Source organism: Mucilaginibacter sp. P2_D11, assembly GCF_056404435.1.
The window spans coordinates 91,440-117,073 of record NZ_JBFUEA010000005.1 but is presented as its reverse complement, the minus strand read 5'-3'; the positions used below and the strand labels follow the sequence as shown (position 1 = coordinate 117,073).

26 protein-coding genes are annotated in these 25,634 nt (G+C 46.4%); 12 read left to right on the top strand and 14 right to left on the bottom strand.

The window, feature by feature from the left end:
* The first annotated feature begins 4 nt into the window (after window positions 1–4).
* The 4 genes from AC1DXC_RS09100 to rseP all read left to right on the top strand — a co-directional run bounded on the left by AC1DXC_RS09100 (window position 5) and on the right by rseP (window position 4,938).
* A complete protein-coding gene (locus AC1DXC_RS09100) occupies window positions 5–784 on the top strand; it encodes a hypothetical protein (RefSeq protein WP_477458835.1) in 780 nt (259 codons plus the stop codon).
* 2 nt (window positions 785–786) lie between these two features.
* On the top strand, window positions 787–2,289 hold the full coding sequence (locus AC1DXC_RS09095; RefSeq protein WP_477458834.1) for a GH3 auxin-responsive promoter family protein: 1,503 nt from the start codon (window positions 787–789) through the stop codon (window positions 2,287–2,289).
* Window positions 2,290–2,400: 111 nt separating this feature from the next.
* Window positions 2,401–3,597: a 1-deoxy-D-xylulose-5-phosphate reductoisomerase gene (locus AC1DXC_RS09090; protein ID WP_477458833.1), complete on the top strand. Its 1,197-nt coding sequence runs from the start codon at window positions 2,401–2,403 to the stop codon at window positions 3,595–3,597.
* Between the two features lie 6 nt (window positions 3,598–3,603).
* A complete protein-coding gene (gene rseP / locus AC1DXC_RS09085; RefSeq protein WP_477458832.1) occupies window positions 3,604–4,938 on the top strand; it encodes an RIP metalloprotease RseP in 1,335 nt (444 codons plus the stop codon).
* Window positions 4,939–5,182: 244 nt separating this feature from the next.
* Here rseP and AC1DXC_RS09080 read toward each other — a convergent pair whose 3' ends face one another.
* From AC1DXC_RS09080 to AC1DXC_RS09055, 6 genes are all read right to left on the bottom strand, one after another.
* The gene (locus AC1DXC_RS09080) at window positions 5,183–5,722 is read right to left on the bottom strand and encodes a DUF4199 domain-containing protein (RefSeq protein ID WP_477458831.1); all 540 of its coding nucleotides are present in this window, start codon (window positions 5,720–5,722) and stop codon (window positions 5,183–5,185) included.
* Between the two features lie 117 nt (window positions 5,723–5,839).
* The gene (locus tag AC1DXC_RS09075) at window positions 5,840–6,304 is read right to left on the bottom strand and encodes a helix-turn-helix transcriptional regulator (protein WP_477458830.1); all 465 of its coding nucleotides are present in this window, start codon (window positions 6,302–6,304) and stop codon (window positions 5,840–5,842) included.
* Window positions 6,305–6,644: 340 nt separating this feature from the next.
* Window positions 6,645–7,202 carry a hypothetical protein gene (locus AC1DXC_RS09070; protein WP_477458829.1) on the bottom strand — a complete coding sequence of 186 codons (558 nt, stop codon included), beginning with the start codon at window positions 7,200–7,202 and terminating at the stop codon, window positions 6,645–6,647.
* 1 nt (window position 7,203) lies between these two features.
* Entirely contained in the window at window positions 7,204–7,545 is a 342-nt protein-coding gene (locus AC1DXC_RS09065; RefSeq protein ID WP_477458828.1) for an STAS domain-containing protein, read from the bottom strand.
* Window positions 7,542–8,678, bottom strand: coding sequence for a SpoIIE family protein phosphatase (locus AC1DXC_RS09060; protein WP_477458827.1), 1,137 nt, complete (start codon window positions 8,676–8,678; stop codon window positions 7,542–7,544). The genes AC1DXC_RS09065 and AC1DXC_RS09060 overlap by 4 nt, the downstream gene beginning before the upstream one ends.
* 9 nt (window positions 8,679–8,687) lie before the next feature.
* Complete coding sequence (locus AC1DXC_RS09055) at window positions 8,688–9,170, bottom strand: hypothetical protein (protein WP_477458826.1); 483 nt, start codon at window positions 9,168–9,170, stop codon at window positions 8,688–8,690.
* Window positions 9,171–9,259: 89 nt separating this feature from the next.
* On the opposite strand from AC1DXC_RS09055, the gene AC1DXC_RS09050 reads away from it, so the two are divergent.
* The gene (locus tag AC1DXC_RS09050) at window positions 9,260–10,183 is read left to right on the top strand and encodes a glycosyltransferase family 2 protein (RefSeq protein ID WP_477458825.1); all 924 of its coding nucleotides are present in this window, start codon (window positions 9,260–9,262) and stop codon (window positions 10,181–10,183) included.
* The gene (locus tag AC1DXC_RS09045; protein ID WP_477458824.1) at window positions 10,180–11,355 is read left to right on the top strand and encodes a glycosyltransferase family 2 protein; all 1,176 of its coding nucleotides are present in this window, start codon (window positions 10,180–10,182) and stop codon (window positions 11,353–11,355) included. Before AC1DXC_RS09050 ends, AC1DXC_RS09045 begins: the two co-directional genes overlap by 4 nt.
* A gap of 73 nt (window positions 11,356–11,428) precedes the next feature.
* Here the strand turns inward: AC1DXC_RS09045 and AC1DXC_RS09040 are convergent, their stop codons facing one another.
* The 5 genes from AC1DXC_RS09040 to AC1DXC_RS09020 all read right to left on the bottom strand — a co-directional run bounded on the left by AC1DXC_RS09040 (window position 11,429) and on the right by AC1DXC_RS09020 (window position 17,114).
* Window positions 11,429–12,472, bottom strand: coding sequence for an adenylate/guanylate cyclase domain-containing protein (locus AC1DXC_RS09040; protein WP_477458823.1), 1,044 nt, complete (start codon window positions 12,470–12,472; stop codon window positions 11,429–11,431).
* Window positions 12,472–12,855: a response regulator gene (locus AC1DXC_RS09035; protein WP_477458822.1), complete on the bottom strand. Its 384-nt coding sequence runs from the start codon at window positions 12,853–12,855 to the stop codon at window positions 12,472–12,474. The genes AC1DXC_RS09040 and AC1DXC_RS09035 overlap by 1 nt, the downstream gene beginning before the upstream one ends.
* A 22-nt stretch (window positions 12,856–12,877) precedes the next feature.
* Window positions 12,878–15,070: a sensor histidine kinase gene (locus tag AC1DXC_RS09030; RefSeq protein ID WP_477458821.1), complete on the bottom strand. Its 2,193-nt coding sequence runs from the start codon at window positions 15,068–15,070 to the stop codon at window positions 12,878–12,880.
* A 14-nt stretch (window positions 15,071–15,084) separates the two neighbouring features.
* A complete protein-coding gene (locus AC1DXC_RS09025; RefSeq protein ID WP_477458820.1) occupies window positions 15,085–16,389 on the bottom strand; it encodes a sensor histidine kinase in 1,305 nt (434 codons plus the stop codon).
* A 158-nt stretch (window positions 16,390–16,547) separates the two neighbouring features.
* Window positions 16,548–17,114, bottom strand: coding sequence for a Crp/Fnr family transcriptional regulator (locus AC1DXC_RS09020; protein ID WP_477458819.1), 567 nt, complete (start codon window positions 17,112–17,114; stop codon window positions 16,548–16,550).
* 143 nt (window positions 17,115–17,257) lie between these two features.
* On the opposite strand from AC1DXC_RS09020, the gene AC1DXC_RS09015 reads away from it, so the two are divergent.
* Complete coding sequence (locus AC1DXC_RS09015; protein WP_477458818.1) at window positions 17,258–17,455, top strand: hypothetical protein; 198 nt, start codon at window positions 17,258–17,260, stop codon at window positions 17,453–17,455.
* A gap of 41 nt (window positions 17,456–17,496) precedes the next feature.
* On the opposite strand, the gene AC1DXC_RS09010 is transcribed toward AC1DXC_RS09015, so the two are convergent.
* The gene (locus tag AC1DXC_RS09010) at window positions 17,497–18,729 is read right to left on the bottom strand and encodes an RNA polymerase sigma factor (RefSeq protein WP_477458817.1); all 1,233 of its coding nucleotides are present in this window, start codon (window positions 18,727–18,729) and stop codon (window positions 17,497–17,499) included.
* Between the two features lie 139 nt (window positions 18,730–18,868).
* Window positions 18,869–19,219, bottom strand: a complete 351-nt coding sequence (locus AC1DXC_RS09005) for a YciI family protein (protein WP_477458816.1) — start codon at window positions 19,217–19,219, stop codon at window positions 18,869–18,871.
* A gap of 540 nt (window positions 19,220–19,759) precedes the next feature.
* On the opposite strand from AC1DXC_RS09005, the gene AC1DXC_RS09000 reads away from it, so the two are divergent.
* From AC1DXC_RS09000 to AC1DXC_RS08980, 5 genes are all read left to right on the top strand, one after another.
* The gene (locus tag AC1DXC_RS09000; RefSeq protein WP_477458815.1) at window positions 19,760–20,905 is read left to right on the top strand and encodes an acyltransferase family protein; all 1,146 of its coding nucleotides are present in this window, start codon (window positions 19,760–19,762) and stop codon (window positions 20,903–20,905) included.
* 63 nt (window positions 20,906–20,968) lie between these two features.
* The gene (locus tag AC1DXC_RS08995) at window positions 20,969–22,141 is read left to right on the top strand and encodes a tetratricopeptide repeat protein (protein WP_477458814.1); all 1,173 of its coding nucleotides are present in this window, start codon (window positions 20,969–20,971) and stop codon (window positions 22,139–22,141) included.
* A 119-nt stretch (window positions 22,142–22,260) separates the two neighbouring features.
* Complete coding sequence (locus AC1DXC_RS08990) at window positions 22,261–22,836, top strand: hypothetical protein (protein ID WP_477458813.1); 576 nt, start codon at window positions 22,261–22,263, stop codon at window positions 22,834–22,836.
* 136 nt (window positions 22,837–22,972) lie between these two features.
* Window positions 22,973–23,809 carry a DUF7003 family protein gene (locus AC1DXC_RS08985; RefSeq protein ID WP_477458812.1) on the top strand — a complete coding sequence of 279 codons (837 nt, stop codon included), beginning with the start codon at window positions 22,973–22,975 and terminating at the stop codon, window positions 23,807–23,809.
* 363 nt (window positions 23,810–24,172) lie between these two features.
* Complete coding sequence (locus tag AC1DXC_RS08980) at window positions 24,173–24,814, top strand: class I SAM-dependent methyltransferase (protein ID WP_477458811.1); 642 nt, start codon at window positions 24,173–24,175, stop codon at window positions 24,812–24,814.
* 87 nt (window positions 24,815–24,901) lie between these two features.
* Here AC1DXC_RS08980 and AC1DXC_RS08975 read toward each other — a convergent pair whose 3' ends face one another.
* Complete coding sequence (locus tag AC1DXC_RS08975; RefSeq protein ID WP_477458810.1) at window positions 24,902–25,483, bottom strand: Crp/Fnr family transcriptional regulator; 582 nt, start codon at window positions 25,481–25,483, stop codon at window positions 24,902–24,904.
* Window positions 25,484–25,634 lie beyond the last annotated feature (151 nt).

Here is a 25,634-nt window from a genome sequence, read left to right as displayed (position 1 = left end):
TAGTATGTACCATCCATTTTCAATTATAGAGACTATCAAATCCGCTTGGGATGTACTCAAGAAGAATTATATTTCTCTTATCATTTACTCTATAATTACTTTAGTACTATACCAGTTCATCAGCATCTTAACTTCCTTGTTCTACTTCACCGATAACTTGTACAGCAAAATGGTGGTGGTACTGTTTATGATGCTGGTTCAATCGTACCTCACGCTAAGTTTCTATAAACTAATCCTGACGCTCATCCATAAAGAATATTACGAATTCGAATTTAAGGATATCGTACCTACTTTCAAGATGGCGCTGAATTTCGTGAGCGTGGCCCTGGCGTTCGTAATTTTGATAGGCGTGGTAATCCTGATAAACTTCTTCCTGAGGGAGAACACAACACTGATGTTCATACTCGATAAAATTGAGATACTGTCATTGGCTTATTTGCTCATCAGGTCTGTTTTTTGCCTGTGTTTTATCGTAGACGACGATTCGGGTCCGTTCGAAGCTTTGGTACAGAGTTTCAGGATCACCAAAAACAATTTCTTTAAACTGGTAGCTATTATTTTGATCGTGTTCCTGTTCATCGCCATACTACTATTGATTATCAACGGTGTTATCACGCTTTTTATCAGCGAAGAAAGCAAGAGTATGGCCTACGTGCTGAAAATTGCCGGTATTATATGGTTTGCCATTTCGTTCCCCACCGTGCAGGTGATGATTATGACCACCTATAAAAGATTGGTTTATAGTCACCAGGACGTTGACGATGATATTGCCGAAACCAATTAACAATGGGCCTGAAAGCGATACTGAGCAAGGCATTTGCCTTTTTTGTGAACCGGCAATTAGATAATATCCGCCAAAACGGCCTTGCCCTGCAACAAAAGACCTTTACCGACCTCATCCATGCCGCAAAAGATACCGCCTTTGGTAAAGACCACGGCTTTGCTGCGATCAACAATTACGAAGATTTCAAGAAACAAGTCCCCATCCGCGATTACGAGGATCTGCGCCCCTACATCGAACGCGTAACCACCGGCGAAGCCAATGTGCTGTGGCCCGGCAAACCCGCTTACCTGGCCAAAACATCGGGTACTACCTCGGGTGTAAAATATATCCCTATTTCTAAAGAAAGCATGCCGCAGCATATCAAGGCCGCCCGCAATGCTTTGCTCAGCTATATCCACGAAACAGGCAAAGCCGATTTTGTAGATGGCAAAATGATTTTCCTGCAGGGAAGCCCGGTGCTAAGCGAAAAAGAAGGTATCTCCGTAGGACGTTTATCGGGCATCGTGGCCCACCACGTACCGCAATATTTGCAGAAGAATCGCATGCCCAGCTACGAAACCAATTGCATAGAGGACTGGGAGCAAAAGGTAGATGCCATCGTAGCTGAAACCCTAAACGAGGATATGCGTCTCATCTCCGGCATACCGCCCTGGTGCCAAATGTATTTCGACCGGCTTTCGGCCGCGTCAGGAGGCAAAAAGGTGAAGGATATCTTCCCGAATTTTAAGCTATTCGTACACGGGGGCGTAAACTACGAGCCTTACCGCGCCCGTATGGAAGAGGTAATTGGTGATAAAATCGACTCTATAGAAACCTACCCGGCATCAGAAGGCTTCATTGCTTTCCAGGATTCGCAGCGCGAAAAAGGCCTGCTGCTAATGGTAGATGCCGGGATCTTCTACGAGTTTATCCCCAGCGACGAGTACTTTAACGATGCCCCTACCCGCATCAACCTAAAAGATATAGAACTGGAGCGCAACTACGCCCTTATCATGAACACCAGCGCCGGCCTTTGGGGTTACAGCCTGGGTGATACCATCAAATTCGTATCGAGGAACCCGTATAAAATCGTGGTGACAGGTCGCATCAAGCATTATATCTCCGCCTTTGGCGAACACGTAATAGGCGAAGAAGTGGAGCAGGCGCTGATGGGCGTAGCCGCAGCCGAAGGCGTTGACGTAATAGAATTTACCGTGGCTCCGCAGGTAACGCCAAAAGTGGGCGAACTGCCTTACCACGAATGGTTTATAGAATTTGGCAAAGAGCCAGCCGATATAAAGGCGTTCGCCCTGAAAGTAGATGCCGCATTGCAGAAGAAAAATATTTACTATTTCGACCTAATAGAGGGTAACATTTTGCAGCCGTTGATAGTCAATAGGCTAAAAAAGGATACCTTTATAAGCTATATGCGCAGCCAGGGTAAGCTTGGGGGGCAAAACAAAGTGCCGAGGCTATCAAACGACAGGAAAATAGCAGACGAGTTAGTTTCATATATCATAAATTAAACACCAATCGTCATTATAAGGAACGAAGCAATCTCCCGGCTATGCATACCGGATCTGCTTATTTAGAGATTGCTTCGTTCCTCGCAATGACGTGTACAATAGATATTGTAATTGAGTACTCCAATTAAAAACATTGCCATACTCGGCTCTACCGGTAGCATAGGCACGCAAACGCTGGATGTTATTAAAGATAACCCCGGCCTTTTCCGTGCGTTTATGATAACCGGATACACTAACGCCTATCTGCTAATACAGCAGGCTATAGCATTCGTGCCGGAATATGTCATCATATGCGATGAAAGCAAATATGCCGAAGTAAAGGCTGCCCTTGCCCATCTGCCTGTTAAAGTATTGACAGGATACCAGGCCATAAAAGATATGGTTACCCATCCGGATATCCATATCGTACTAACGGCCATGGTTGGCTTCGCCGGACTGGAACCCACCATCAATGCCATAAAGGCGGGCAAAGACATAGCGTTGGCCAACAAAGAAACGCTGGTAGTAGCCGGCGAACTGATTACCGGCCTTGCCAAAGAACATAACGTAAAGATATTACCGGTAGATAGCGAGCACTCTGCCATATTCCAGTGCCTGGCGGGCGAAGAGAACAACCCAATAGAGAAGATAATCCTTACCGCATCAGGCGGGCCTTTCCGGGGCAAAACCACGGAGTTTTTGGCCGGCGTTACGCGCGAGCATGCCCTTAAGCACCCTAACTGGGTAATGGGTGCTAAAATAACTATCGACTCGGCATCGTTAATGAACAAAGGCCTTGAGGTAATTGAGGCTAAGTGGCTTTTCGGTTTGGAGGCAGAGCAGATAGATGTTATCGTACACCCGCAATCTATTATCCACTCGCTGGTGCAATTCGAGGATGGCTCTATAAAGGCGCAGATGGGCCTGCCCGATATGAAGCTGCCGATACAATACGCCCTCTCCTACCCAAACCGCATCAAAAACAATTTCAAGCGTTTCGATTTTGTGGACTACCCCAACCTCACGTTCGAGAAAGCGGATATAAACACCTTCCGTAACCTGAAGATGGCCTACGAGGCGCTGGACCGCAAGGGGAATATGCCCTGCATCGTAAATGCGGCCAATGAGGTAGCGGTGGCAGCTTTCCTGAATAATGATACCGGCTTTTTGGCAATGAGCGATATTATAGAAACCTGCATGGCCAAGATGGCTTACATAGCGCAACCCACGCTTGCCGACTATTTGAATACCGATAAAGAAACACGCATATTTGCGCAAAATTTAATAATGCAAATGCCGTTAAAGGCATACGATCTTAACGAGAAATAACAACGAATGGATATATTGATTATGGTGGGCCAACTGATACTTGGTCTTTCGATTTTAGTGATACTGCACGAATTTGGGCATTTTATAGCAGCCCGCGCCTTTGGGATAAGAGTAGAGAAGTTTTACCTGTTCTTTGATGCATGGAATTTCAGCCTTTTTAAATTTAACTATAAAGGCGTTGAATACGGTATAGGCTGGCTGCCCCTTGGCGGCTACGTAAAAATATCGGGGATGATAGATGAATCGATGGATACCGACCAGTTGGCCGGCCCGCCGCAGCCCCACGAGTTTCGTTCTAAACCGGCCTGGCAGCGCCTCATCGTAATGCTTGGCGGTATTATCGTAAACATTATCGTAGGCATATTTATATTTTGGATGCTGGTATTTAAATACGGCGAAACTTATACGCCTAACGCCAATGCCAAATACGGTATAGTGCCGGGCGTTATCGGCAAGAAAATAGGTTTGCGGGCGGGTGATAAAATCCCCACTATAAACGGCAAAACAGTAGAGCGCTTCGACGACTTGAGCAACTCTAAAGTGCTGCTGGATAACACAGTATTGAACGTAGAGCGTGGTACCGAGCATTTGGATATCAAGGTGCCGTCGACTATCCTGAACGACCTTTCTGACGATGGCATCGAGGATTTTATAAGCCGTGCGCCGCGCAGCAAGTTCAGCGTCGATTCGGTTTTCGGCGATTCTAAAAAAGCCGGACTGCAAAAGGGCGATAGCATACTAGCCGTAAACAGCAAGCCCGTGCAATTCTTCGATGAGTTCCAGGCTCTTTTGCAAGCAAACAAAAACAAGCAGGTACAGCTTTCGGTAAAAAGGAAAGATACTACCGTAGCCATAACTGCCAAAGTTGACAGTACCGGGCGCATTGGTTTTTACCGCCCCAAAAAGGAAGTGTTAGGTAACCTGGTTACCGCTAAATACAGTTTTTTTGCTTCGTTGCCTATTGGGGCCGCCAAAGCATGGGATATGTTCGCGAGCAATGCCAAGGGCATCAAAAAAATATTCTCGGGACAGGTGAAGGCCACCAAGGCAGTATCCAGCCCGATACGCATAGCGCAGATGTTTGGTGGTACCATCGATTGGATACGCTTCTGGACGCTCGTTGGCTTCCTCTCGATGGTGCTGGCGCTCACCAACCTGCTGCCGATACCGGGGCTGGATGGCGGGCACACGGTCTTCCTCCTCATAGAGATGGTAAAAGGTAAACCGCTAAGCGATAAATTTTTAGAACGTGCGCAGATCGTGGGTTTCGTATTGCTGATATCCCTGATGGTCTTCGCTTTCGGTAATGATATCTTCAGGATATTTACGAAGCATAAATAGGCTTTGTGTTTTTAACCACAAAGCGTACAAAGGTTTAAATACAAAGGCCACAAAGAAAAAACTTTGTGGCCTTGTGCTTACAAATACGCAGATACTTCGTGTGCTTTGTGGTTAAATAGAAAACCCTACCCCGGCATTTTATATAGCTTTATCAAATTACAGCCTGGTTTTCGGTGTAGAATTGCAGGGCCTTCTCCTGGTCGTCTACTAAAATACTGGTTACCGTAATCTTCATAAAGTATAATTATGCTGATGCTAAAGTATCTGTGTTGGTTTTCTTTTTCAGGATCAATGCGGTAATGGCCGAAACGATAAGCCCTACGGGAAAAATTTCCATATACGTGTATCCCGCAAATATGAAAGGGTTGTTGTACGATATTGCGTCGGCACGGTATTCTTTAGTTTTCCGGGCAATTTCAACAGCTGTGGCGCCACTGCTTTGCAAGGCATTAATTTTGCCCGCAGTATATCTTTCCATAAAATCGGGCATGTAAAAATGGTATTCGACCGCCCAGGCAATTAAGTACATGGTAGAACAGATGAGGCTGATGAGCAGGCCTATCTTGAAGGCTTTGCCAAAGCTAATAACGCCGCCGTCGTACTTATCCCGCTGATTCTTTACTGCTACGAATATCAGCGAGAAAGCCAGCAGCATGGCCGAATAGCCCACCACCATACTGCCGCCCGAGTGCCCCGGCTGGTAACAATAAGCCATACTGCCTGTCATAAAAACGGATATCAGCAAGCCGCTTATCAATCCAAATACCCATACGTTCTTTTTCATGTGTTCTATGTTTTAAAGTTTATGGCTCAAAGGTGTGGGTTCGGCTTATCTTTCCCCTCATACTTTAGGGTGATTTTGGCCATATCAGCCCTATTCATGCTAAAGTACTACAGCCGGTCAGGGTATAAGGCTAAGCCGTTTGGCCTTTTCTATGGCCTGCGTGCGCCTCTCCACTTCCAGTTTTTCGAACACTTTGGATGAATGCGTTTTGATGGTATTTAAAGATACGAACAGCTTCTCGGCAATTTGCTGGTTGCTCAGTCCGCCGGCCATCAGTTCAAGCACTTCCAGTTCGCGGCGGCTCATGCCGGTTTCGTTAAAAGCGCGTTCATCGAAAACGAATGTAGTAGTGTTTACGATGACCTGCTTTTCTACTGTGATGATTTTGGGTTTGCTCAGTTTGAGGGCCAGCCAAATGCCCAGGCCGGTAAAAATAAAGGCTACGATGCCCGCGTAGATCTCGAAAGCATGATCCAATATGATGAACTGCCACTCCAGCCATTTCATCAACAGCAATAAAGCCGCAAGCGATACGCCGTACAGGATAACGGAACGGTGTTTGGCCCAGAAGCTTATTGCCATACGATTTTGCATTGGTAGTTTAAAAGTATAAAAATGCCGGGGAATTACGGGATGGATACTGCGGAAAATTATAATGCCTCAGGCATCGATAGCCGGTTTGTTTTGCGTCACCTTTTGGAACCGCGACTTGATGCGCAAGAAGTACCGATCTAACTCATAGTACGAAAGGGATGCCAATCGGTGTTTTGGAAACCCTGCAGGCCTTTATGGAGTTGTATGTGCGATAGTACCACCCTCAGGGCGGCAATAGCCCTCAGCCCATCCAGATTTGGGACGTAAACGTAAGTTTTTTTTAATGTTTGGGGTGCCGTATCGCCCATTAAACAGGGGTTGTAGTATTTTAGGTTTGCAAGCCAACCTCTAACGTGGCCGTAAAATTATTGGTACAGGTTGCTATATCAAATTCGTATTCGAACGCCAGGCATGCCCGGGTGATGATCATCAGCCCAAAATGTTCGGGCAGGTTGTATAACGCATTGGCGGCCGGTTTTGTGATTTCTTGTATAAAAAACCTTACGCGGCAACCATTGGCTAATTGCGCTTTCAGGGTGTAGGTATCGTCGCCATAAATAGTAAGGCTGTGCCCGCCCTGGTGATTGCCCGGCAAAGGCCATTTGTATAACAAACCGTCGCATTGCAGGGCCAAGGTTTCACCAATATCGGTTTTTTTGATGATAATTTTGTCTTCTGTTGCAATTACCTCCAGCATACTTTCGGTCGTGCCGCCGTGTTTGATGGCATTGGTGAGCAATTCTATCAGTACCATGCGGGCCTTTTGCTCGGTCGGTTCATCTATGTTCACCTCGCTCTTAATGAAGCCCAGTATCTCCATCACCAAGGGGTAAAGCTGCTCCGCTGTGTTGCCGAAAACGAATTTGCGAGCTTCCAGGGTGTTCATGTTAATTGGCGCGGTTTTGTAAGGCTTCTGCTGCCGTGCCATATATCCTGAACGCCTTATCCAGCCGTATCAACTGGAAAAGCCCCAGTACATCCTTATTGAGACCGCATACTACGATATCGGCCTTGTTGGCCATGGCATGCTTAAGTGCCGATACCAGCGCGCCCAAAAATGAGCTATCTACATACACCACCTGTTCCAAATCTACCGCTACATATTTGGCACCGCCATCTATCAGCGCAAGCAGCTCTGCCTTAAAAGCGTCGGCTATAGTTAAGTTGGCTTCTTTTACCTGTACGCCTGCCGTTGCGGCATCTGCATACCATTGGGTCTTCAATATCATCCTGCTGTTTTTTGTAAATATATTAAGCTGCAATCGTCCACCTGGTTGTTTACCTTTTCGGCCAGGAATGTGCTTTTCTTGAACTCGCCAAATGGCCTGCCTAAATAAGGCAATAGCGCCTCCTCGAAGGCTACATAATCCGTTTTTTTACCATCGGGCGTTTCGGTATCAATCAGGCCGTCCGTGAAGATAAATAGCTGGTCGCCGGGATTTAGTTCAAGTAATATCTCGTCGAAATCTCCATCGGGCATCAAGCCAAGCAGCATACCAGCCGAGCGTACCTGCGATAGCTCTTTTTCCGCGCTCTTATAATAAAGCAGGGGCAGATCGCCCGCGCCCGAGTATTTAAGCGTCCCTGCCTCGCTATCCAGCAGCACGAGGGATAAGCTCGAAAGTACATCACTCACTACGGGATCGTGATATACCACAACATTTATTTTTTGCAGGATGCTTTTGGTAGAGAAATTTCCTTCGGTAATGCAAATACGCACCGCCGCGCGGATATAGCTCAGGAAACCGAAGGAGAAGTACCAGGCACCCCACTTCTTCCCCATCACGTCGCCCAGTACTATAAAGGTGTATTGCTCGTCTATCTTAATGAAATCTATAAAATCCCCCCCCGGATAATTTTGGAAAGGTTTATGCCAAAAATCCGCCTCGAATCCCTTCATCCCGGGTAATGCCTTTGGCACCGAATGCAGGTTGAGTGCCATAGCCGCCTTGCTCAGCTCTTTAAGCGCACGTTCGTGCTGCTCGCGCACGGTATTCAGGAAATTGTTGATTTTACTTACGACTACTGCTACGGGCGTATCTTTCAGTATATAATCAACGGCATCCAGGTTTATGCCCTGCAGCATCACCTGGTTATCCACCTCGCTGCTCAGGAACATAAAAGGGATATCGCTGTAAGCGGCATCACCAAGCAACTGCTGGCGGAATTGGAAGCCATTCACTTCGGGCATGTGGTAGTCAGACAGGATAATATCCGGCCGTTGTTGTTGCAGCATTTGGGTGGCCTGCTGTGCCGAAGTTGCCTTCATGCATTCGAAACCCTCTTTGCTCAGTGCGCGGCCCATCATCTCCAGCACCAGCGGGTTATCATCAACCAATAATATTTTTTTGGATGCAGGCATTTGGGTGGCTTATGCGCCCGGCTTTTTAATAACCGAGCTAAGGAACAAATATACGCCCGTAAATATGATAAGCAGCGATATGATATCCATTAGGGTAACCCCATCGTTGGGATTGAAATAAAATACCGTGAACATTTCGAAGTACGGCGGCGCGGGCATAATAATCATGGCCATGCCGAGCGTTATCATGATGATTCCGATGATAATCACCACCATTTTTTTGACACGTTCGCGGGTGATGTACTTCCTGGTAACCTCGCTATCCAGTTGATGCTGCGAAAGCAGGTACTCGAAACTGTTGAGCAGTTCCAACCTGTCCTGGCTGGTATCAATGTCTTTAAAAGCCTCTATCTTTTGAGGCAGCGATGCCGCATCGAAAGCGTTGATAACTTTCTGCTGTATGGCTTTCATGCGGTCAACATCCATCCCTCCTTTGCTCAGCAAAAGTACCAGTTCTTCTGCCTTGGTCTCCAGCAGGTCTGCGTCATTCATCAATTGATTATCCACCAAAGTATTTTTTACTTATAAAATGCCCAACTTTTGCTAATATTATAGCGTAAAACACACAACAAAACAATTGCATGAAAAGGGTTTCCGTAGTTACCATCAATTTCAACCAGGATAAGATAACAGAAGAACTGTTGGATTCTATCGCCGAAACCAATACCTACGAAAACCTGGAGGTAATCGTGGTAGATAACGGCAGCACCGTGAACCCTATACCAAAATGGGCACCAAAATATCCTACTGTGAAGTTTATACGTTCAGAAGTGAATTTGGGTTTCTCGGGCGGTAATAATAATGGCATAAAACCCGCCACCGGCGATTATTATTTTTTGGTGAACAACGATACCGAATTTTCGCCCGGACTGGTGCAGAAGTTGGTCGACGTACTGGATACGCACCCCGGGGTGGGCATCATATCGCCAAAGTTGGTTTACGATTTCGACCGGAGCCTGATCCAGTACATGGGCTTTACCCTGGTTGATTATTATACCTGCCGCAACCGTGCCATTGGCAAAGGCGAAAAAGACACCGGCCAATACGATAACTTTTTGGGCCAGACAGGCTACTGCCACGGCGGCGCCATGATGGTGAAGCGCGAAACCTGCGAAAAAGCCGGACTGATGGCCGATAACTTCTTTATCTACTACGAAGAGGTAGATTGGGGTGAGCGCATCAACAAATCGGGCTACCAGGCCTGGGTACACGGCGGCGCGGTTATCTATCACAAAGAATCGATGACGGTGGGCAAGAACAGCCCGTTTAAGGAATATTTCATGAACCGCAACCGCATCCTTTTCATCCGCCACAATGCGCCTGCCTTTAAGGCCTTTGTATTTTATATCTACTTTGTGCTGATGGTGGTACCGCGCAATATCATCACTTACATCAAAGAGAAGCGTTATAATTTCATCGGCATACTTTTCCGCGCGGTTTGGTGGAACATCACCCACAAAAAAACCAGTACCGAATTAGGCTACACCATAAATAAAGTTTCATGAAAATCGCATTCTGGCTCAGCCTGTTTATTGCCTTTTACACCTTTGTGGGTTACGGCATATTGCTGCTTATCATCATCAAGATAAAACGGGCCGTAAAAGGCCGCAAAGTGCCAACTGATATCGCCGACGAACTGCTGCCCTATTGCACCCTGGTGGTCGCAGCTTATAACGAGGAGCATTTTATAAGCGAAAAGATTGCCAACAGCCTTGCCCTGAACTATCCCGCAGGCAAGCTGAAGCTGGTTTTCGTTACGGATGGCTCATCTGACCGTACCGCCGAAATCATAGGCCAATACCCGCAGATACAACTTTTGCACCGCCCGGGGCGTGCAGGCAAGATTGCCGCCGTGCACCGCGCCATGGAATACGTAGATACCGAATCTGTAGTTTTTACTGATGCCAACACCTTTTTGAATTCCGAAGCCATCAGGAAGATATGCAGGCATTACGCCGACCCTACCGTGGGGAGCGTTGCAGGTGAAAAACGCGTACAGATTGATGCTAACGCCGATGCCAGCGCCGCCGGCGAAGGTTTTTACTGGAAGTACGAATCGGCCCTGAAGAAGTGGGATTCGGAACTGTACTCGGTAGTAGGTGCTGCCGGGGAATTATTCAGCGTGAGGCGTAGCCTGTACCAGGATGTGCCGCCCGATACTGTGCTGGATGATTTTATGATTTCGATGCTGATAGCAGCTAAAGGCTACCGCATTATTTACGAACCGGAGGCCTACGCATTGGAAACCGCATCTGAAAACGTTGCCGAAGAACTTAAACGCAAGATACGTATAGCCGCAGGCGGCATGCAATCTATCCTGAGGCTGAGGCCCCTCCTGTTCTCGTTTAAATACCCTCTGCTATCCTTTCAATACGTGAGCCATCGCGTGCTACGTTGGACGGTTACGCCTTTCTTTTTGATATTAGCCCTTGTCACCAACTTTGCGCTTGCTTTTGCGGGGCAAGGCATCATTTACCAGCTTCTATTTGCGGGGCAGGTGTTCTTTTACCTGCTGGCCTTTCTAGGCTTTATTATGGAGAAAAGGCATATCCGCGTAAAGGCCCTGTTCGTCCCGTATTACTTCTGCGTAATGAACTATGCCGTGCTGGCGGGCATTATCCGTTACTTCACCAAAAAGCAAAGCTCCGTTTGGGAAAAAGCGCAGCGGAAGATGTAGGAACTGGTGAGTGGTGCACTAAACCCAAATTCAGTAACTATTCAGTAATCCATTATTCGGTCTTCATCTACGCCTATTCCAATACTTCGTATATGGTAACGGGTTTGGCTTTGTTCTTGAGGTTTACTTCGCCTATTTTTTCGCAGCTGAACGATTCCTTGGCTTTATGGAAAGTTTCTTCGGAGATGATAATCTGCCCTGCTTTTGCCGCCGACTGCAGGCGTTGCGCCAAATTTACGGCATCACCTATAACGGTATAATCCAGGCGCTTTAAAGAAGCCGAGCCGATATTGCCCGATATCACCTCGCCCGCATTGATGCCAATGGCAATCTGTGGCCGGTATTCTTTGTCGCCGGCGTGTACGGAATCCATACCAGCTATATGGGCGCGGGCAGCGAGGGCGGCATCAATAGCCCTATCCAAATGGTAGTTGCCACGGAAAACGGCCATTACGGCATCGCCCATAAATTTATCCACGTGCCCGCCCTGCGCCACAATCTCTTTTACGATATGATCGAACAGGTTATTGATGAGCGTTACCACTGTATTGGCCGGTACGTTCTCGGTAATGGCGGTAAAGCCGCACACATCAACGAACATAATGGTGGCATCGATGGTTTCGTTCTTTAGCAGGCTGCTTTCAAATTCCTTGTGCGTCATAAAGTTCAGCACGTTCTCATCCACGTACATCTTCAGGATGTTGTTCTCTTTGATAGCTTTGATGGTTTCCTGTAATTGTTTCACATGGAGAATGGTTTTCTCCATCGTCAGGTCCAGGTCCTCAAAATCAACGGGTTTAGTTATAAAATCAAAGGCGCCACGGTTCATGGCCACACGTATATTTTGCATATCGCCATATGCCGATACCACCACCGCCTTTACCATAGGGTTTGCCTCGGGCAATCGGCTTAACAGGGTAAGCCCATCCATTATGGGCATGTTGATATCGCTGAGGATAATATCCAGGTCGGGATGCTCCTTTATTCTTTCCAGGGCCTCTTCGCCGTTTTGCGCGAATACGAATTCGTAGATATTCTCCCTTATCTTTTTCCTGAACTTTTGTTTTACCAGTAGTTCCAGGTCAGCCTCGTCATCTACCACTAATATCTTGGCCATTATTGCTCGGTATAGGTTTTTAGTTTTTCTTTCAATAGGTTAAAATCCAATGGCTTGGTTAAAAAGTCGTTAGCGCCTTTTTCCATAGCCTGGCGGTGGTTCTCTTCGTCGCCGTAGGCGGTTATCATCATTACCACGGGCGGCGGCGGACTGTGAAAATCCTCGCGGATATGGCCAAGCAGCTCGATACCGCTCATACCGGGCATATTGATATCGCTGAGGATAAGCACCACCTCAGACTGCTTCTGATGCAGGTAATTTAACGCCTCTTCGCCCGACTGGGCAAAACTGAACTCTATCTCACTATTACGTATTTCTTTACGGAAACGCTGCAGAAAAAGCGGCTGCACGTCCGCTTCATCGTCTACTACCAATATCTTCATAAGCTTTGTAAATATAGCTGTTTTAAGTTGTAGCCGGGATGTAAATTGTAAATTCTGTGTATTCCCCCTCTTTACTTTCTATCTCAATTTTGCCACCATGTGCTTTCACAATAATATCATAGCTGAGCGATAAACCAAGCCCGGTACCTTCGCCTGTTGGCTTGGTGGTGAAGAAAGGCTGCAATATCTTATCCTTGATATTTTCCGGGATGCCGGTGCCGTTATCACGGACAACAACTACAGCCCCCCGACCTCCGTTGGCTAACGGAGGAGCGAATGTTCTGATAGATATGGCCGGTTTATAGTCGGATAGTGCAGTTTTCTGCTTTTGCTGAACCGCGTAGAACGCGTTTGTGAACAGGTTGAGTAATACCCTGCCGATATCCTGCGGTACAACATTTACCGGCGGCAGGTTTTGATCAAAATCGGTTATCAATTCGGCGTTGAATGTTTTATCCCGTGCCCTTAGCCCGTGGTAGGCCAGGCGCAGGTACTCCTCTGCCAGTTTATTAATATCGGCAAGTTCTTTTGCGCCACCTGTAGCACGGCTATGCTGCAGCATGCCTTTTACGATGCCATCGGCGCGTTTGCCGTGGTGCAATATTTTTACCAGGTTTTGTTTTACATCGCCGGCAATGGCAATGGCTTCGTTTTTATCGCCGTTGGTAAGTTCTACTTCCAATTCATCCAGCAGCTCCACGCTTACTTCAGAGAAGTTATTGACGAAGTTGAGCGGGTTTTGTATCTCGTGCGCTATGCCGGCGGTAAGCTCGCCCAGCGACGCCATTTTTTCGGACTGCACCAACTGGGTCTGCGTCTGCTTCAGGTTGGTAAGAGATTGGTGCAGCTCGGCGGTGCGTTCGATGACCTGCTGCTCCAGCTCTACTTTCTGCGAGGCAATCAGATCCAGGCGTTCGGCCTCGTGTTCACGGGCCAGTACCTCGCGTTCCAGGGCCTCCTGCAAGATTTGCTTTTGCAAGATTTGAAAACGCTGGATCATCTTCCACAGAAACAATATTACCAACCAGTAAAAGCAAAGCAGGGTGATATCACCGCCATAAGTATGCACAAATATCACAAAGCGGTTGTTTGCACCCGCGCCTGTACCGTAAATAATATCAGCAATGAGGTAAACAATGCCAATAAACAAAAATGGCAGCGCGGTAACCAATTTAAATACCTTTTCCTCTTTGCTTTTGAATAAGCTAAATGAGAGTATAACAAACGCGTTTACAATAAATAAAGCTACTATGCTAGCCAAAACTCCCGATAATGCGATATTCGTTATAATTGAAGGAAATAGCATATTAATAGCCGATACAAATATGCAATAGCTAAGGTAATTGCTCACCTTATACCAACGCGGGTAGAGCATTGTAGCCTTGTAAAATACCGAAAGGAATTTCCATAGAAAAAGCCCACAAAACGACGCGAGAACGAAATTGAACCGCGACAGCACCGGAATTTCCTTAAAAAAGACATCGTACAACGGGTAATTACCCGCCAGCAGCGAGTAAAAAAAGCCAAAAAGAGCAAAGTACAAATGTACCTTTTCGCGGCTTACGCTGTAAAAAAACAGGTTTACAAGTGATGCGAGTATGAGAATACCGCACAGGAATGAGATGATGCTTACATCTTTTAAGCGGTCCTCGTAAAAATCCAAAGCGTCGCGTTGTTCGTTTTTCAATAATTTAAAAACAACGTCTACGCTAATTCGCCTGTCTAATTTAAAATCGATGTACTGCCGCTCAAAAAAAGTTATTTGCTCACCCGGCTGCATGGTGTAAACCACCTGCCTGAACCGTTTTAAACCCGAACGCTGCGACCATGGCACATCATACCCGGTAGTTTTTTGGGTTACAATACCCATGCTATCGATACCAAAAACGTCTAACCGCGACATCGAACCAATTAAGGCCACATTCACAGGCTTGCCAAGCGTATTTTTAAAACTGAATTTACACCAATAAACTTTCGTGTTAAAATCTTTTATGCGGAAGCCATCGGTTTTATTGGGCTTAAACTGCATCGCACTAACCTGTTTAAAGCTTAGTTTTCCTGATGGGTCTGGCAGCATTTGATAGTTCTGGTCCTCCAACCCGGTAAAACTTGCGCTATCGGTTTTTACCAGATAAACCTGGGGCAACACTGTTTGGGCCCGCAACGCCGGAGACAAGAAAACAAAAAGCAAGCATACCAGGTAAAATTTCCTCATGGGCCGGTGCAGGTTTAAAGCGGTAATTTGATGATAAAGGTGGTGTACTCCCCCTCAACCGATTCGATATCTATTTGCCCGCCATGCGCTTTCACGATGATATCGTAACTTAAAGACAGGCCAAGCCCGGTACCTTGGCCGGTTGGTTTTGTGGTGAAGAAGGGTTGCAATATTTTGTCCTTAATTTCCTCGGGGATGCCGGTACCATTATCCTTCACCCTTATTTCTATTTCCTTGCCTTTTGTAGCCGTGCTTACTTCAACGGTAGGCTTAAAGCCTGCTGCGCCGGCTTTTTGTTTTTGCTGCACCGCGTAAAAAGCATTGTTGAACATATTGAGCAACACCCTGCCCACATCCTGCGGAACGATGTTCACTATCGGCAAGGCCGCATCGAAATGCGTGACGAGCTCGGCATTGAAGCTTTTGTCTTTAGCGCGCAATCCGTGATAGGCCAGGCGCAGGTATTCATCGGCCAGGTTGTTGAGGTTGGTGGGCTCCTGCACGTCGCTGCTGGCGCGGCTGTGCTGCAGCATGCCTTTTACTATGCCATCGGCGCGTTTGCCGTGGTGGCGTATCTTCTCCAGGTTTTGTTTAATGTCGTTAGCAATGGCCATTGCTTCTTCAGTATCGCCTTTGGCTAGCTCCTCTCCCATCTCATCTATCAGTTCCATACTCACCTCGCTAAAGTTGTTCACGAAGTTGAGCGGGTTCTGTATCTCGTGCGCAATGCCGGCAGTAAGTTCGCCCAGCGACGCCAGTTTTTCTGATTGTATCAGTTGCTGCTGGGTGGTTTGCAGTAGCTTTACGGCTTCCTGCAGTTCATCTTTTTGCCTGGTTAGCTCGGCGGTACGCTCGGCGACCAGTTTATCTAAAATTACGTTCTGCTGGTTAACAGCCCGGAATTCCTCCTCCTGTTTCTTTGAACTTGCCCAGCGCGCGAATATCCAGGAGAATGCAAGCAGCAGTATGATATTGAAAGCCGATTCGTGTTTATCTACAAACGTTGGCGAAATGAATTCTATGATACCTTCTAAAAAAGCAACGATAACCAGCGGATAATGCGCTTCTATGTAAAAGCGCATCATTTTGAAATCATCTTCCCGGGTTAAATATATAAGCAAACTAACAAGCAGAGCATCACCCAAAAGTAAATCATAAGGCGATTCCATCTTGTCGACCACAACGCCAAACAATATCCAAATAAACACACTGGCCAAATTGATTATGGTGATCCACTTGGCTTTTAGCGGTGTGAATTTGATTACTTTACGTACCCGCGTTATCAATAAAAACGCTGCGAAAAAGAGGAAGAAATGCATGCTTTGCAGAATAGATTAAGTGATGGCTTAAAGATAATATTTTAAGCAAAAGATTGCGCAACATGGCGCATAAAATGCCGGATTGGATTGCAATGACCTATTTGATAATCCTGGCCTATTCGTTCGGTTACATCGGCAGCCTGGGCGTGTGTAGCAGCTTAGCGTATGCCCTTACGGATACGGCTTAAGGAAGTTGGCGTAACGCCGATGAACGATGCCAGATATTTCTGTGGTATTTTTTGCAGGTAAGGCGGCTTGGCCATCAGGTCGAGGTAGCGTTTTTCAGCACTATCGCGCTGTAGCGCCGTAAAGCGGTCGATAAGGTTAAGCACGGCATCCTCCCAAAACTTGCGCATCATTTCCTGCATGGTGGGAAACCGGGCGTAAAGCGTTTCCAGCTCGGCCTTGGGCAGGTACCAGATGGTGCTATCCTCTATGGCCTGCAAAAAGTAGTTGGAGGGCTTATCGCTAATGAAGCTATAGATATCGATGGCCGAAGAATCGGGGAAAGCAAACCATACAGAAATTTCTACATCATCATCCATATAATACAAACGCAGACAGCCCTCCTGCACAAAAACCAGATGCTGACATACTTCGCCTTCGCGAAGCAGGAAATCGTTTTTGGCAACCTTGCGCTCCTTAAACCGGCTTACGATATCGCTCAGCTCCGCCTCTGGAAAGGTGGCATAGCTGCTGATATACTGTTTTAATTCGTCGGTCATGTTGGCGGTAAATTGATGGCTGCTAATTTCAATAAAAAAATCATTCCGGCGTGGAATTATTACATTTATTGGCATGAGGTAATTTTGCAAGGCCCACTTACTGCAACAATTCAACATTTATATAATTTTAACTAAATTTGAGTGTGGAAAAGAAAAAGCAAACACTTGACGAAGCCGAAATTGAACTGCTGAAAGAGGGTTTAAAACGCAGCCATAAAGAACGCTTTGAAATGGCCACCCGCCTATATAAAATACAGCAAACCATGAATAAGGCTGTGGTTACGCATAAACCGTTTAACTTTCACCTGCCCTGCACAGATACCGGTTATAAAAACGATTAGAACTTGCACAGGTACTTCACGGTAGCGTACTTAAAGGCAATCTACAATTTTATCCCTGCAATCTTCTTCTCCATCACTTCCCTATCCCCTTTCGATTTCGCCAACGTCAGCGCGGTTTTTAAATGCTCCACCGCCTTGCCATTCTCTACATCCGTGTACAACTCGCCAAGCAGCGAGTGGTACAAGTGGTTGCCGGTAAGGCCCAGTTTCTCGGCTTCCGCTATAGCTTCCTGTTTGCCGTTGGCCTTGGCTAGCGCATAGGTACGGTTCAGCGCGGCCATGGGCGAATATTGGAGAATCAAAAGCTGGTTATAAAGCTGCAATATGGTTTCCCATTTTTCGGCACTATCGGCTTTAATGGTGTGCCAGTAGGCTATGCCGGCTTCCAGGTGGTATTTGCTTATGGTGTCCCCCTCCCAGCTTAGCTGCATAAAATATTCGCCTTGCTTTACCAGTTCGGCATCCCAAAGGTTCTCGTCCTGATCGTGATAGAGCACGGTTTCGCCGTTTTGACCCAGCCGTGCCTCAAAGCGCGAGGCGTGGAAGCTCATGAGTGCCAGCAGGGCGTACACGGCAGGCTTGTTGGTTGCCCGGTCGCCGGTGAGCAGGTGAGTAAGCCGCATAGCCTCCAACGATACGTCCTTCCGTAGGGTAACATCGCGGGCCTGCGAGTAATAGCCCTCATTAAAAAGCAGGTAAAGGGTTGCCAGCACGGTATCCAGCCGCTGATTAATCTCGGTTTCGCCGGGCAGCTCTATCTTTACGTTAAGTTCGCGAAGCTTCTCCTTGGCCCTGTGAAGCCGTTTGTTGATGGTTTCTTTGTTGCTTAAGAAGGCAGCAGCAATCTCATCTATGCCGAAACCGCAGAGTATGCGCAGCGAGAGGCCTATCTGCGCTTCGGGCGGTATAGCGGGGTGGCAAATAGCAAACATCATCTGCAACTGGCTATCCTTGATGTTCTGGTCGGAGAGGTCGATATCGGGCTCCTGCAATTCCGATGTGGCGCGCTGCACTTGCTGCACTATTTTATTGTGGTAAAGCGTATCGCGCTTAAGGTAATCTTTGGCTTTGTTTTTGGCCACGGTGTACAGCCAGGCTACCGGGTTTTCGGGCAGGCCGCGCAGGCCCCATAGTTCTGAGGCGTGCAGGAAGGTGTCGCTGGCAACATCTTCCGCAATTTCTATCTTATCGATGCCGAAAAGCTTACATAGCACCGCCGTTATCTTGCGGTACTCGGTACGGAACAGGTGCGGTATGAGTTCTTGTTGCTGCATAAATAATGTTAGAATCAGAATTTACAGAATTTTAGAATTCACAGGATGCAAATGATAGCGGCCCGACAATTTGATTTTCGACAAAGCGCCTGTTAATGTTCTGTTCATTCTGAAATCCTGTAAATTCTGATTCAGACAGTTACGAAACGGCCATAACGCCAATTTCGCGTACCTCTACGCTGCCGCCAACCAAAAATATGGGGCAACCCTTGGCAATTTCCGTAGCCTCTTCAATGGTTTCGGTTTTGATGATGGAGTAACCGGCAATAGCTTCCTTTATTTCCATATAGGGCCCATCGGTAACTACGTCGCCGGGTTTTACCACGCGCGCTTCGGTATTGAGGCGATTGCCGCGGTCAACCAGTTTGTTTTGGGCGGCAATGCTGCCTACCCAGTCCATCCATTTTTTGGTCATTGCCTGCATTTCTTCAGGAGATGAGGTTGGTACGGGCGAAAAGTTGCTCCGGTAAACAAGAAGGAAATCTTTCATGATGCTTTTAGTTTAATTGTTAAAAACCGAATGACGATTGGCAATGCCGGTATTGGACAAACCTTTGTAAAATATCTTATTTTTCTGCGCAGCGTTTTTGCTGCTTAAACATACAGTTTTTTCCGTCAGTAAAGCCACAAAGTGTTCCACTTTGAATGCGGAACACTATTTTTCAAATAGCTATTGATTATCAAATAGTTGCGTATTTTTAGTGGGACACTTTGGAACATCCCCATTGTTTAAGTAAACTATGCAATAAATTCAACATTAGATACTTAAATAAAAACAGCAAAAACGAGCAAAACACTTTTTTGGCCGAAAGTGAAACACTTTTTGACCGAAAGTGGAAAACTTTGGAAACACCAATTCGCGAGGGGTTAATGTCTGATCCTGCATTGAGTTTACCCTTTTAGCGATTAATCCTGATGTGGGTTTACACCGAATGCAAGCATGCTCTTCTCCAACCCGGCGACCCAAAACCATAAAGCCTTCCTGCTTACATTTTATATTGCTATTATTGTGTTACCTTATAAAAACACCATGGCCCAACAACCGGCAGCAGCGGCGACAACCTCAAAGCCACCGCAAAAGTTACAACATATAGATCAGTTAAGGGGCGTTGCTATTATATTGGTAGTTATTACGCATGTTGCTGTAAATGCTACGCATATCAATGGTTTTGTACAACAGATTCTGTTACTGGGCAGGATTGGCGTGCAACTGTTTTTCTTTTTATCGGCCTATACGCTATGCCTCTCCATGAGCGCGCGGCACGATGGAAACCACGTTTCCAATTTCTATATCCGCAGGTTCCTCAGGATAGCCCCGCTGTATTATGTGGGCATCTTGTTGTATTTTTTACTGGATGTAAACGCGTTGCTTAAACCCCATTATTACCAGCCTCCCGGTGCAGATTATACCGCCTTCAATATCCTCTGCAATATTTTCTTCATCCATGGTTTTGTAGATAAGGCTAACAATACCATCGTGCCCGGCGGCTGGTCCATCGGTACCGAGATGGTATTTTATGTGGTTTTCCCCGCAATATTCGCTTTATTTACCCGCGTAAAAAAGCCTGTTTACTTTATCCTGCCTTTGCTGGCGCTGGTTTTAGCCCACGTTTACGTGGCTGTTTGCTACCTCATCTACCATCAGGAAGTTTTTACCAATCACTTTTTTTATGCCTCTATCTTTAACGAGATGCCTGTGTTTATCATCGGCATCAGTTTCTTCTTCCTCGATAGGCTGAAGGATATCAAGTTCTCTAACATGGTTAGTGCCGTTTGTTTCCTGGGCTTGTTCCTGTTGGCGATGTATCTGCTGTTCACGCTCAAGAATAATATCACCCTGCCTATTTTCATCGCCGGCATTTCGTTCATTTTCCTGTTCTCGCTTTTTAAGCAGGCCCAATTCAAAATCCCGTTGCTTACGCGCATAGGGCAATTGTCTTATTCTATCTACATCTTCCATTTCGTATTCGCCTACACGGTTTCCACCAAAATAAGCAGCGTGCTGGGCCTGCGGGTAAACGTAAACCTTATATTCCTCATCAATCTGGTTCAAGCTATCTTCTTATCGATGCTGGTAGCCATCATCTCCGAAAAACTGGTAGAGAAACCCGGCATCAACCTGGGCAAGGCCTTGATAAAGAGGATTAACGGGCCGAGAACAGAAAAAAATACATAATACCACTCAGGTATCCTATTGAAAAGCACCGCCTAAACCCTATTTTGTGTGCACGAAAGTTTTATGGCAAACAACACCTCCGAAGACCTTTGGCCCATCATAGCCGAATCGAGAAAATTATCTATTGCCTGGAAACATGGGTTCATCAGCTGCACACACATCTTTGTGGCGATGCTGCAACGTAACTGTTTGGCATCCCCCTTTCTGGAGCATTGCGATACCGAATGGTGGACAGAAAAGGTAAAAGCAGCATTTCCCGCAACAGCGAAACAAACTGCTAATGATAAAGTGGCGCTTACTGTAGATGCCGAACGGGCCTGCAAGCATAGCGTCAAAATTGCTGCGTTAGATAACCGCCCGGCTGCCGACACCGTCCATCTGCTGCTGGCATTTTTAAGCTTCGAAAACGACATTAGTAAAACCTTCAGCAAAGCAGGTATTACCATCAGCGATATTACGTCGGCCTATTTCAGCAAGCCCATGGCCAAACTGCCACCTGCTTTAAAGCAAATACGCAACAAGCCTTACAATAAATCGGAACTGTTCTTTTTCCTTTTAACAGGCAAAAAGAGGGAGTTGCTACGCCTCCGGCACAATGCCCATAATTTGTATGCATACCGACAGTATAAAGATTGCAGCGAAGTATGTGCTGTTGCGCTGACCATATTTCCGGGTAACCTGGAATTGAGTGCCCTGCAAATTTATTGTCATATAATGCTGTTAAATTTTGAAGAGTCGGTAACGGGGTTGAAAAAACTGATTGCCGAAAAACCAGACTCCCTCAATAACCGGTTGCTACTATCGTATGTGTACACCATGACCGGGGCTTACGACGAATCGGCCGGAATACTTGATAGTTTATTGCTTGAGGAGCCACAAAACACATTTTTTTTAAATAACCAGGGATTCAATCTGCTGAAGCACGGGCAATTTGAAAAAGCCGCACCGTACTTTGAACGAGCTATAGAAATAGACCCAACGTTTGCATACTCTCTAAATAACCTGGGTTTTGTAAAGTATAAGCTTGGCAATACTGAGGAAGGGCTCGGGCTCATCAACCAATCGCTTGAGCTAGACAAAAGCAATAGTTACGCATACCGCAACAAGGGCCTAATTTATATGGAAAAAGGCAATAAGCCCGATGCCATCAGCAATTTTGAACTGGCTTTAAAATATGGCTTTACCGAAAAATTTGGCCATGAGGTAGAGCAGCTATTGAAAGGACTGATGCGATAGGTTCAGTCGCCACGGCCTACGCTCCACCAAGCTGTTAAACTTTGTTAAATACCCACCCCGCAAATATCCAGAAGAAAATATTTTCGTTTCAGCTAAAATCAAAACGAAAATATCACATTATGAAAACAGCACAAAAATTTGCAGTGGCGGTATTTACCGCGGTATTATTATTCATGGGCGCAAACAGCTTTGCGCAAAGCACGCCGGCCGGCAAGTTCAATTTCAGCATCGGGTTGGATGGTTTGGCCCCTACGGGCAAATTTCAAAAGTATGCTTCAGATTTTGGGTTAGGTATTACGCCGCAGCTGCAATATGGTCTCACCGACAGATTAGGCATAACTTTTACATCGGGGTATTACCGCTTTTTTGCAAAAACGTATTATAATCCCGCAGGAACGATAGACCCTTATAAAACTACCCATCAGGATATGATACCCGTAAAACTGGGACTAAAAGCCTTCATCACAAAAAAATTTTACGTAGGTGCCGAGGTTGGTGCCGGCTTTAGGCTCAATGATGGTATAAGCAACTATATTAACGGGGAGGTAAGACGCGATACCAAACTCATTTTGGCACCAAGCGTTGGTTACGCCACAAAAAATTGGGATTTTAGTATTAGATACGAGAACTTCTCGGGTGGTAGTGCCCACTATGGCACCTTGGGTGCACGGGTGGCTTACGGGTTTGGATTGTAATTATCAAATTGACTTATCTTGAGTGCCTTCCGTCGACTGATGAAGGGCACTTTTTTCCATCGCTCAAAAAACATTCTCAAACCCAAAAACACTTCCAGAATTTAATTATTTTTAGCCTACCCATCTAAAACCAAGCATGATGCTAACCACACAAGAAATCCTTTCCACCCTCGATAATTGCGACGACGAGGGCATGTACAATTTCACCAATCTGGAGCACCCGTATATTTTTACGATTGACAGCAGGCTGAACGTATTCCGCAGCGATGATGGCCGCTGGGCCATGGTTTCAGAAGTGTTGGGCTATAACCCGCGTGGCAGCATCATTGCCCTGGAGATACGCTATTTTGGCAATTGCCTGACTGAACGTATAAGCGAAGATGGCAATAACTACAATTACTATATGGCCTACCCTATCGACTGGGATAACTTCAATGAAACGGTAGAAATAGATTCTTTAAACCCCGATGCAGCATATTGGCTGGTACGCGGGCAGCAGGTACCGTTATCGCATAACCTGCAGGATTACGCCGATGCCGGCATAGAACTAAAAGAATACGAGCCCGGCGAAATAAGTGCCGAAGAAGCCGGCAGGTTGTTGATATTAAAACATGCCGACTTGTTTCGGGCTACTGATGAGGAATTATATGCGTATCTCCCAAAAGATTTAGAGAAAATATTGGTGATAAATGAATGGTATCACCAAACGTTCAGTCAGTCGAAATCGCCCTTTGAAAGCCCAGAAATGTTGGCTCGCTTCGATCAAAGCATCCCCGATGTAAAGGCGATGATCGAACGGGAACTCGCCCAATCTGCCATGATGAACGCAGAGGAATGGGAAAAACGCCCAAGCAGCTACGAAACCTGGCAGCAGATAGCCGAGGTAATCGTAACCGGTGACGCATCTAAATATCAACCTACCCTAGAGCCGAATTCGCACTGGAGCAACTGGCCCGAAGCGGGAGCTTTGTAGCGGCCCAACAATGTCTGAAGTAGGTTATTTATAGCGCCCAAACCTGCGATAAGGATTGAAGCGAATGCTGGCCCACGCCTAATGCCATGGCGCGTATGAGCGGAAAGCCTGGTGCCATAAAAACCTGAACCGCTGATTCGTTTGATTAAATGATTGCGCTGATGCTAGTCCTTTTATCTGAACCCTGATTTTCTCGATTAAGAGATGCACTATAAATAGCCCGCGAAAAATCAGGGGTTCAGGCCATTGCGGCTTGCACGAAACTAACAAAACACCGCACTCACCATTTCCAATTTTATCACCAAAACCCAAATCCTGTTGCAAAAAATGTATTATATTGCAACCAAAAACGCAATTTACCCTATGGCAGATTATCAGGAACACAGTTTCTCCAGCGAACGCGCGGGCCCCTTTTGGCAATACGTGCAAGACTCTATGATCTCGCTGCTGAACAAAGATAAAAACCGCTGCATACTGGATCTGGGCTGCGGCAACGGCTACCTGGTAAACTTTCTGATTTCGCAAGGGTACAATGCCTACGGCATAGATGCCTCGCAAACCGGCATTACCATTGCCAATAAAGTAAACCCCGGCCGCTTTTTTATACAGGACCTTGATGATAACCAACTCCCTGCCGAAATACGCGACCTGCCTTTCGATACCATCGTATCTACCGAGGTGATAGAGCATATTTACAACCCCTTCATTTTTATGGCGCTTTGCAAAGATGTGCTTGCCAAAAACGGCGGCGGCGAACTGATACTCACCACTCCATACCATGGCTACCTCAAAAATCTGGTGCTAAGCATCTTTGATAAATGGGATAAGCATACCAACGCGGTTGCGGTGGGCGGTCACATCAAATTCTGGTCGCGCGCTTCATTAAGCAAGCTGCTTACGCAAACGGGTTTTGAAGTAACACATTTTGTGGGCTGCGGCCGCATGCCTTACATGTGGAAGAGTATGCTGATGAAGGGGAAACTGAACCTTGATTCGCTTGATTAAAGGATTGCTTGATGCCTGAATTGTAAAGATTAATAGAAACTACATTTCTAACTTTTCAAACCTTTCTAACTTCTCCAACCCTTCCAACTATTTTATCACCACCGTATTCAGCATCTTGCTTAAAAACTCAGGCGTAACGCCTATGTACGATGCTACCTGCTTTTGCGGCAACGACCGGATGAGCGATGGGTACAGGGTGCAGAAGTTGCCATAGCGCTCCATTGCGCTCAGTATCATATTATCAATCTGCCGATGCTGGTAGGTGGCCATGGCATTCTCAGATAGCATACGGCCGAAACGTTCAAAAATGGGGTGTTTCAATTGCAGGGCATCCATATCCGGCTTGTGAATGAAGAACAGCTCGGTTTCTTCTATCGCATCTATATTCAACCGGGCAGGTTCGCCGGTGAGCAGGCTACGCATATCCACTATCCACCAGCCGGGGGGCGCAAATTGCAGCACATGTTCGCCGCCATTCTTATCTACCGCGTAGCTACGCAGGCAGCCGCTGGTAACGAAGTATATCTTGCTGTCCACGTCGCCCTGCTCCAGCAGGTATTGCTTGCGTTTAACTTTTTTGTAATGTAACAGGGAGGTAAAGTAAGTGGCCTCCTCCGGGTTGAGGGTAACATAGCGGGCAATATTGGCGAGGATGGGCGTATAATCCATAGATAATACAATTATAATTGATTGATTGGACTTGAGACGAATTTTTGTCTGAACCTTGATTCGCAAGATTAACGGAGGGCCTTGATTTCCCTTCTCGTGATACTATGAACCATCCTCTAAACTCTGTTCCCTTTTTTGTATGTTAGCAATT

Excerpts from the sequence above, each read along its gene's own strand:
- AC1DXC_RS09100 (WP_477458835.1), top strand. The coding sequence starts at position 5 with ATGTACCATCCATTTTCAATTATAGAGACTATCAAATCCGCTTGGGAT.
- AC1DXC_RS09095 (WP_477458834.1), top strand. The coding sequence starts at position 787 with ATGGGCCTGAAAGCGATACTGAGCAAGGCATTTGCCTTTTTTGTGAAC.
- rseP (WP_477458832.1), top strand. The coding sequence starts at position 3,604 with ATGGATATATTGATTATGGTGGGCCAACTGATACTTGGTCTTTCGATT.
- AC1DXC_RS09080 (WP_477458831.1), bottom strand. The coding sequence starts at position 5,722 with ATGAAAAAGAACGTATGGGTATTTGGATTGATAAGCGGCTTGCTGATA.
- AC1DXC_RS09075 (WP_477458830.1), bottom strand. The coding sequence starts at position 6,304 with ATGGCAATAAGCTTCTGGGCCAAACACCGTTCCGTTATCCTGTACGGC.
- AC1DXC_RS09070 (WP_477458829.1), bottom strand. The coding sequence starts at position 7,202 with ATGAACACCCTGGAAGCTCGCAAATTCGTTTTCGGCAACACAGCGGAG.
- AC1DXC_RS09065 (WP_477458828.1), bottom strand. The coding sequence starts at position 7,545 with ATGATATTGAAGACCCAATGGTATGCAGATGCCGCAACGGCAGGCGTA.
- AC1DXC_RS09060 (WP_477458827.1), bottom strand. The coding sequence starts at position 8,678 with ATGCCTGCATCCAAAAAAATATTATTGGTTGATGATAACCCGCTGGTG.
- AC1DXC_RS09055 (WP_477458826.1), bottom strand. The coding sequence starts at position 9,170 with ATGAATGACGCAGACCTGCTGGAGACCAAGGCAGAAGAACTGGTACTT.
- AC1DXC_RS09050 (WP_477458825.1), top strand. The coding sequence starts at position 9,260 with ATGAAAAGGGTTTCCGTAGTTACCATCAATTTCAACCAGGATAAGATA.
- AC1DXC_RS09045 (WP_477458824.1), top strand. The coding sequence starts at position 10,180 with ATGAAAATCGCATTCTGGCTCAGCCTGTTTATTGCCTTTTACACCTTT.
- AC1DXC_RS09040 (WP_477458823.1), bottom strand. The coding sequence starts at position 12,472 with ATGGCCAAGATATTAGTGGTAGATGACGAGGCTGACCTGGAACTACTG.
- AC1DXC_RS09035 (WP_477458822.1), bottom strand. The coding sequence starts at position 12,855 with ATGAAGATATTGGTAGTAGACGATGAAGCGGACGTGCAGCCGCTTTTT.
- AC1DXC_RS09030 (WP_477458821.1), bottom strand. The coding sequence starts at position 15,070 with ATGAGGAAATTTTACCTGGTATGCTTGCTTTTTGTTTTCTTGTCTCCG.
- AC1DXC_RS09025 (WP_477458820.1), bottom strand. The coding sequence starts at position 16,389 with ATGCATTTCTTCCTCTTTTTCGCAGCGTTTTTATTGATAACGCGGGTA.
- AC1DXC_RS09020 (WP_477458819.1), bottom strand. The coding sequence starts at position 17,114 with ATGACCGACGAATTAAAACAGTATATCAGCAGCTATGCCACCTTTCCA.
- AC1DXC_RS09010 (WP_477458817.1), bottom strand. The coding sequence starts at position 18,729 with ATGCAGCAACAAGAACTCATACCGCACCTGTTCCGTACCGAGTACCGC.
- AC1DXC_RS09005 (WP_477458816.1), bottom strand. The coding sequence starts at position 19,219 with ATGAAAGATTTCCTTCTTGTTTACCGGAGCAACTTTTCGCCCGTACCA.
- AC1DXC_RS09000 (WP_477458815.1), top strand. The coding sequence starts at position 19,760 with ATGGCCCAACAACCGGCAGCAGCGGCGACAACCTCAAAGCCACCGCAA.
- AC1DXC_RS08995 (WP_477458814.1), top strand. The coding sequence starts at position 20,969 with ATGGCAAACAACACCTCCGAAGACCTTTGGCCCATCATAGCCGAATCG.
- AC1DXC_RS08990 (WP_477458813.1), top strand. The coding sequence starts at position 22,261 with ATGAAAACAGCACAAAAATTTGCAGTGGCGGTATTTACCGCGGTATTA.
- AC1DXC_RS08985 (WP_477458812.1), top strand. The coding sequence starts at position 22,973 with ATGATGCTAACCACACAAGAAATCCTTTCCACCCTCGATAATTGCGAC.
- AC1DXC_RS08980 (WP_477458811.1), top strand. The coding sequence starts at position 24,173 with ATGGCAGATTATCAGGAACACAGTTTCTCCAGCGAACGCGCGGGCCCC.
- AC1DXC_RS08975 (WP_477458810.1), bottom strand. The coding sequence starts at position 25,483 with ATGGATTATACGCCCATCCTCGCCAATATTGCCCGCTATGTTACCCTC.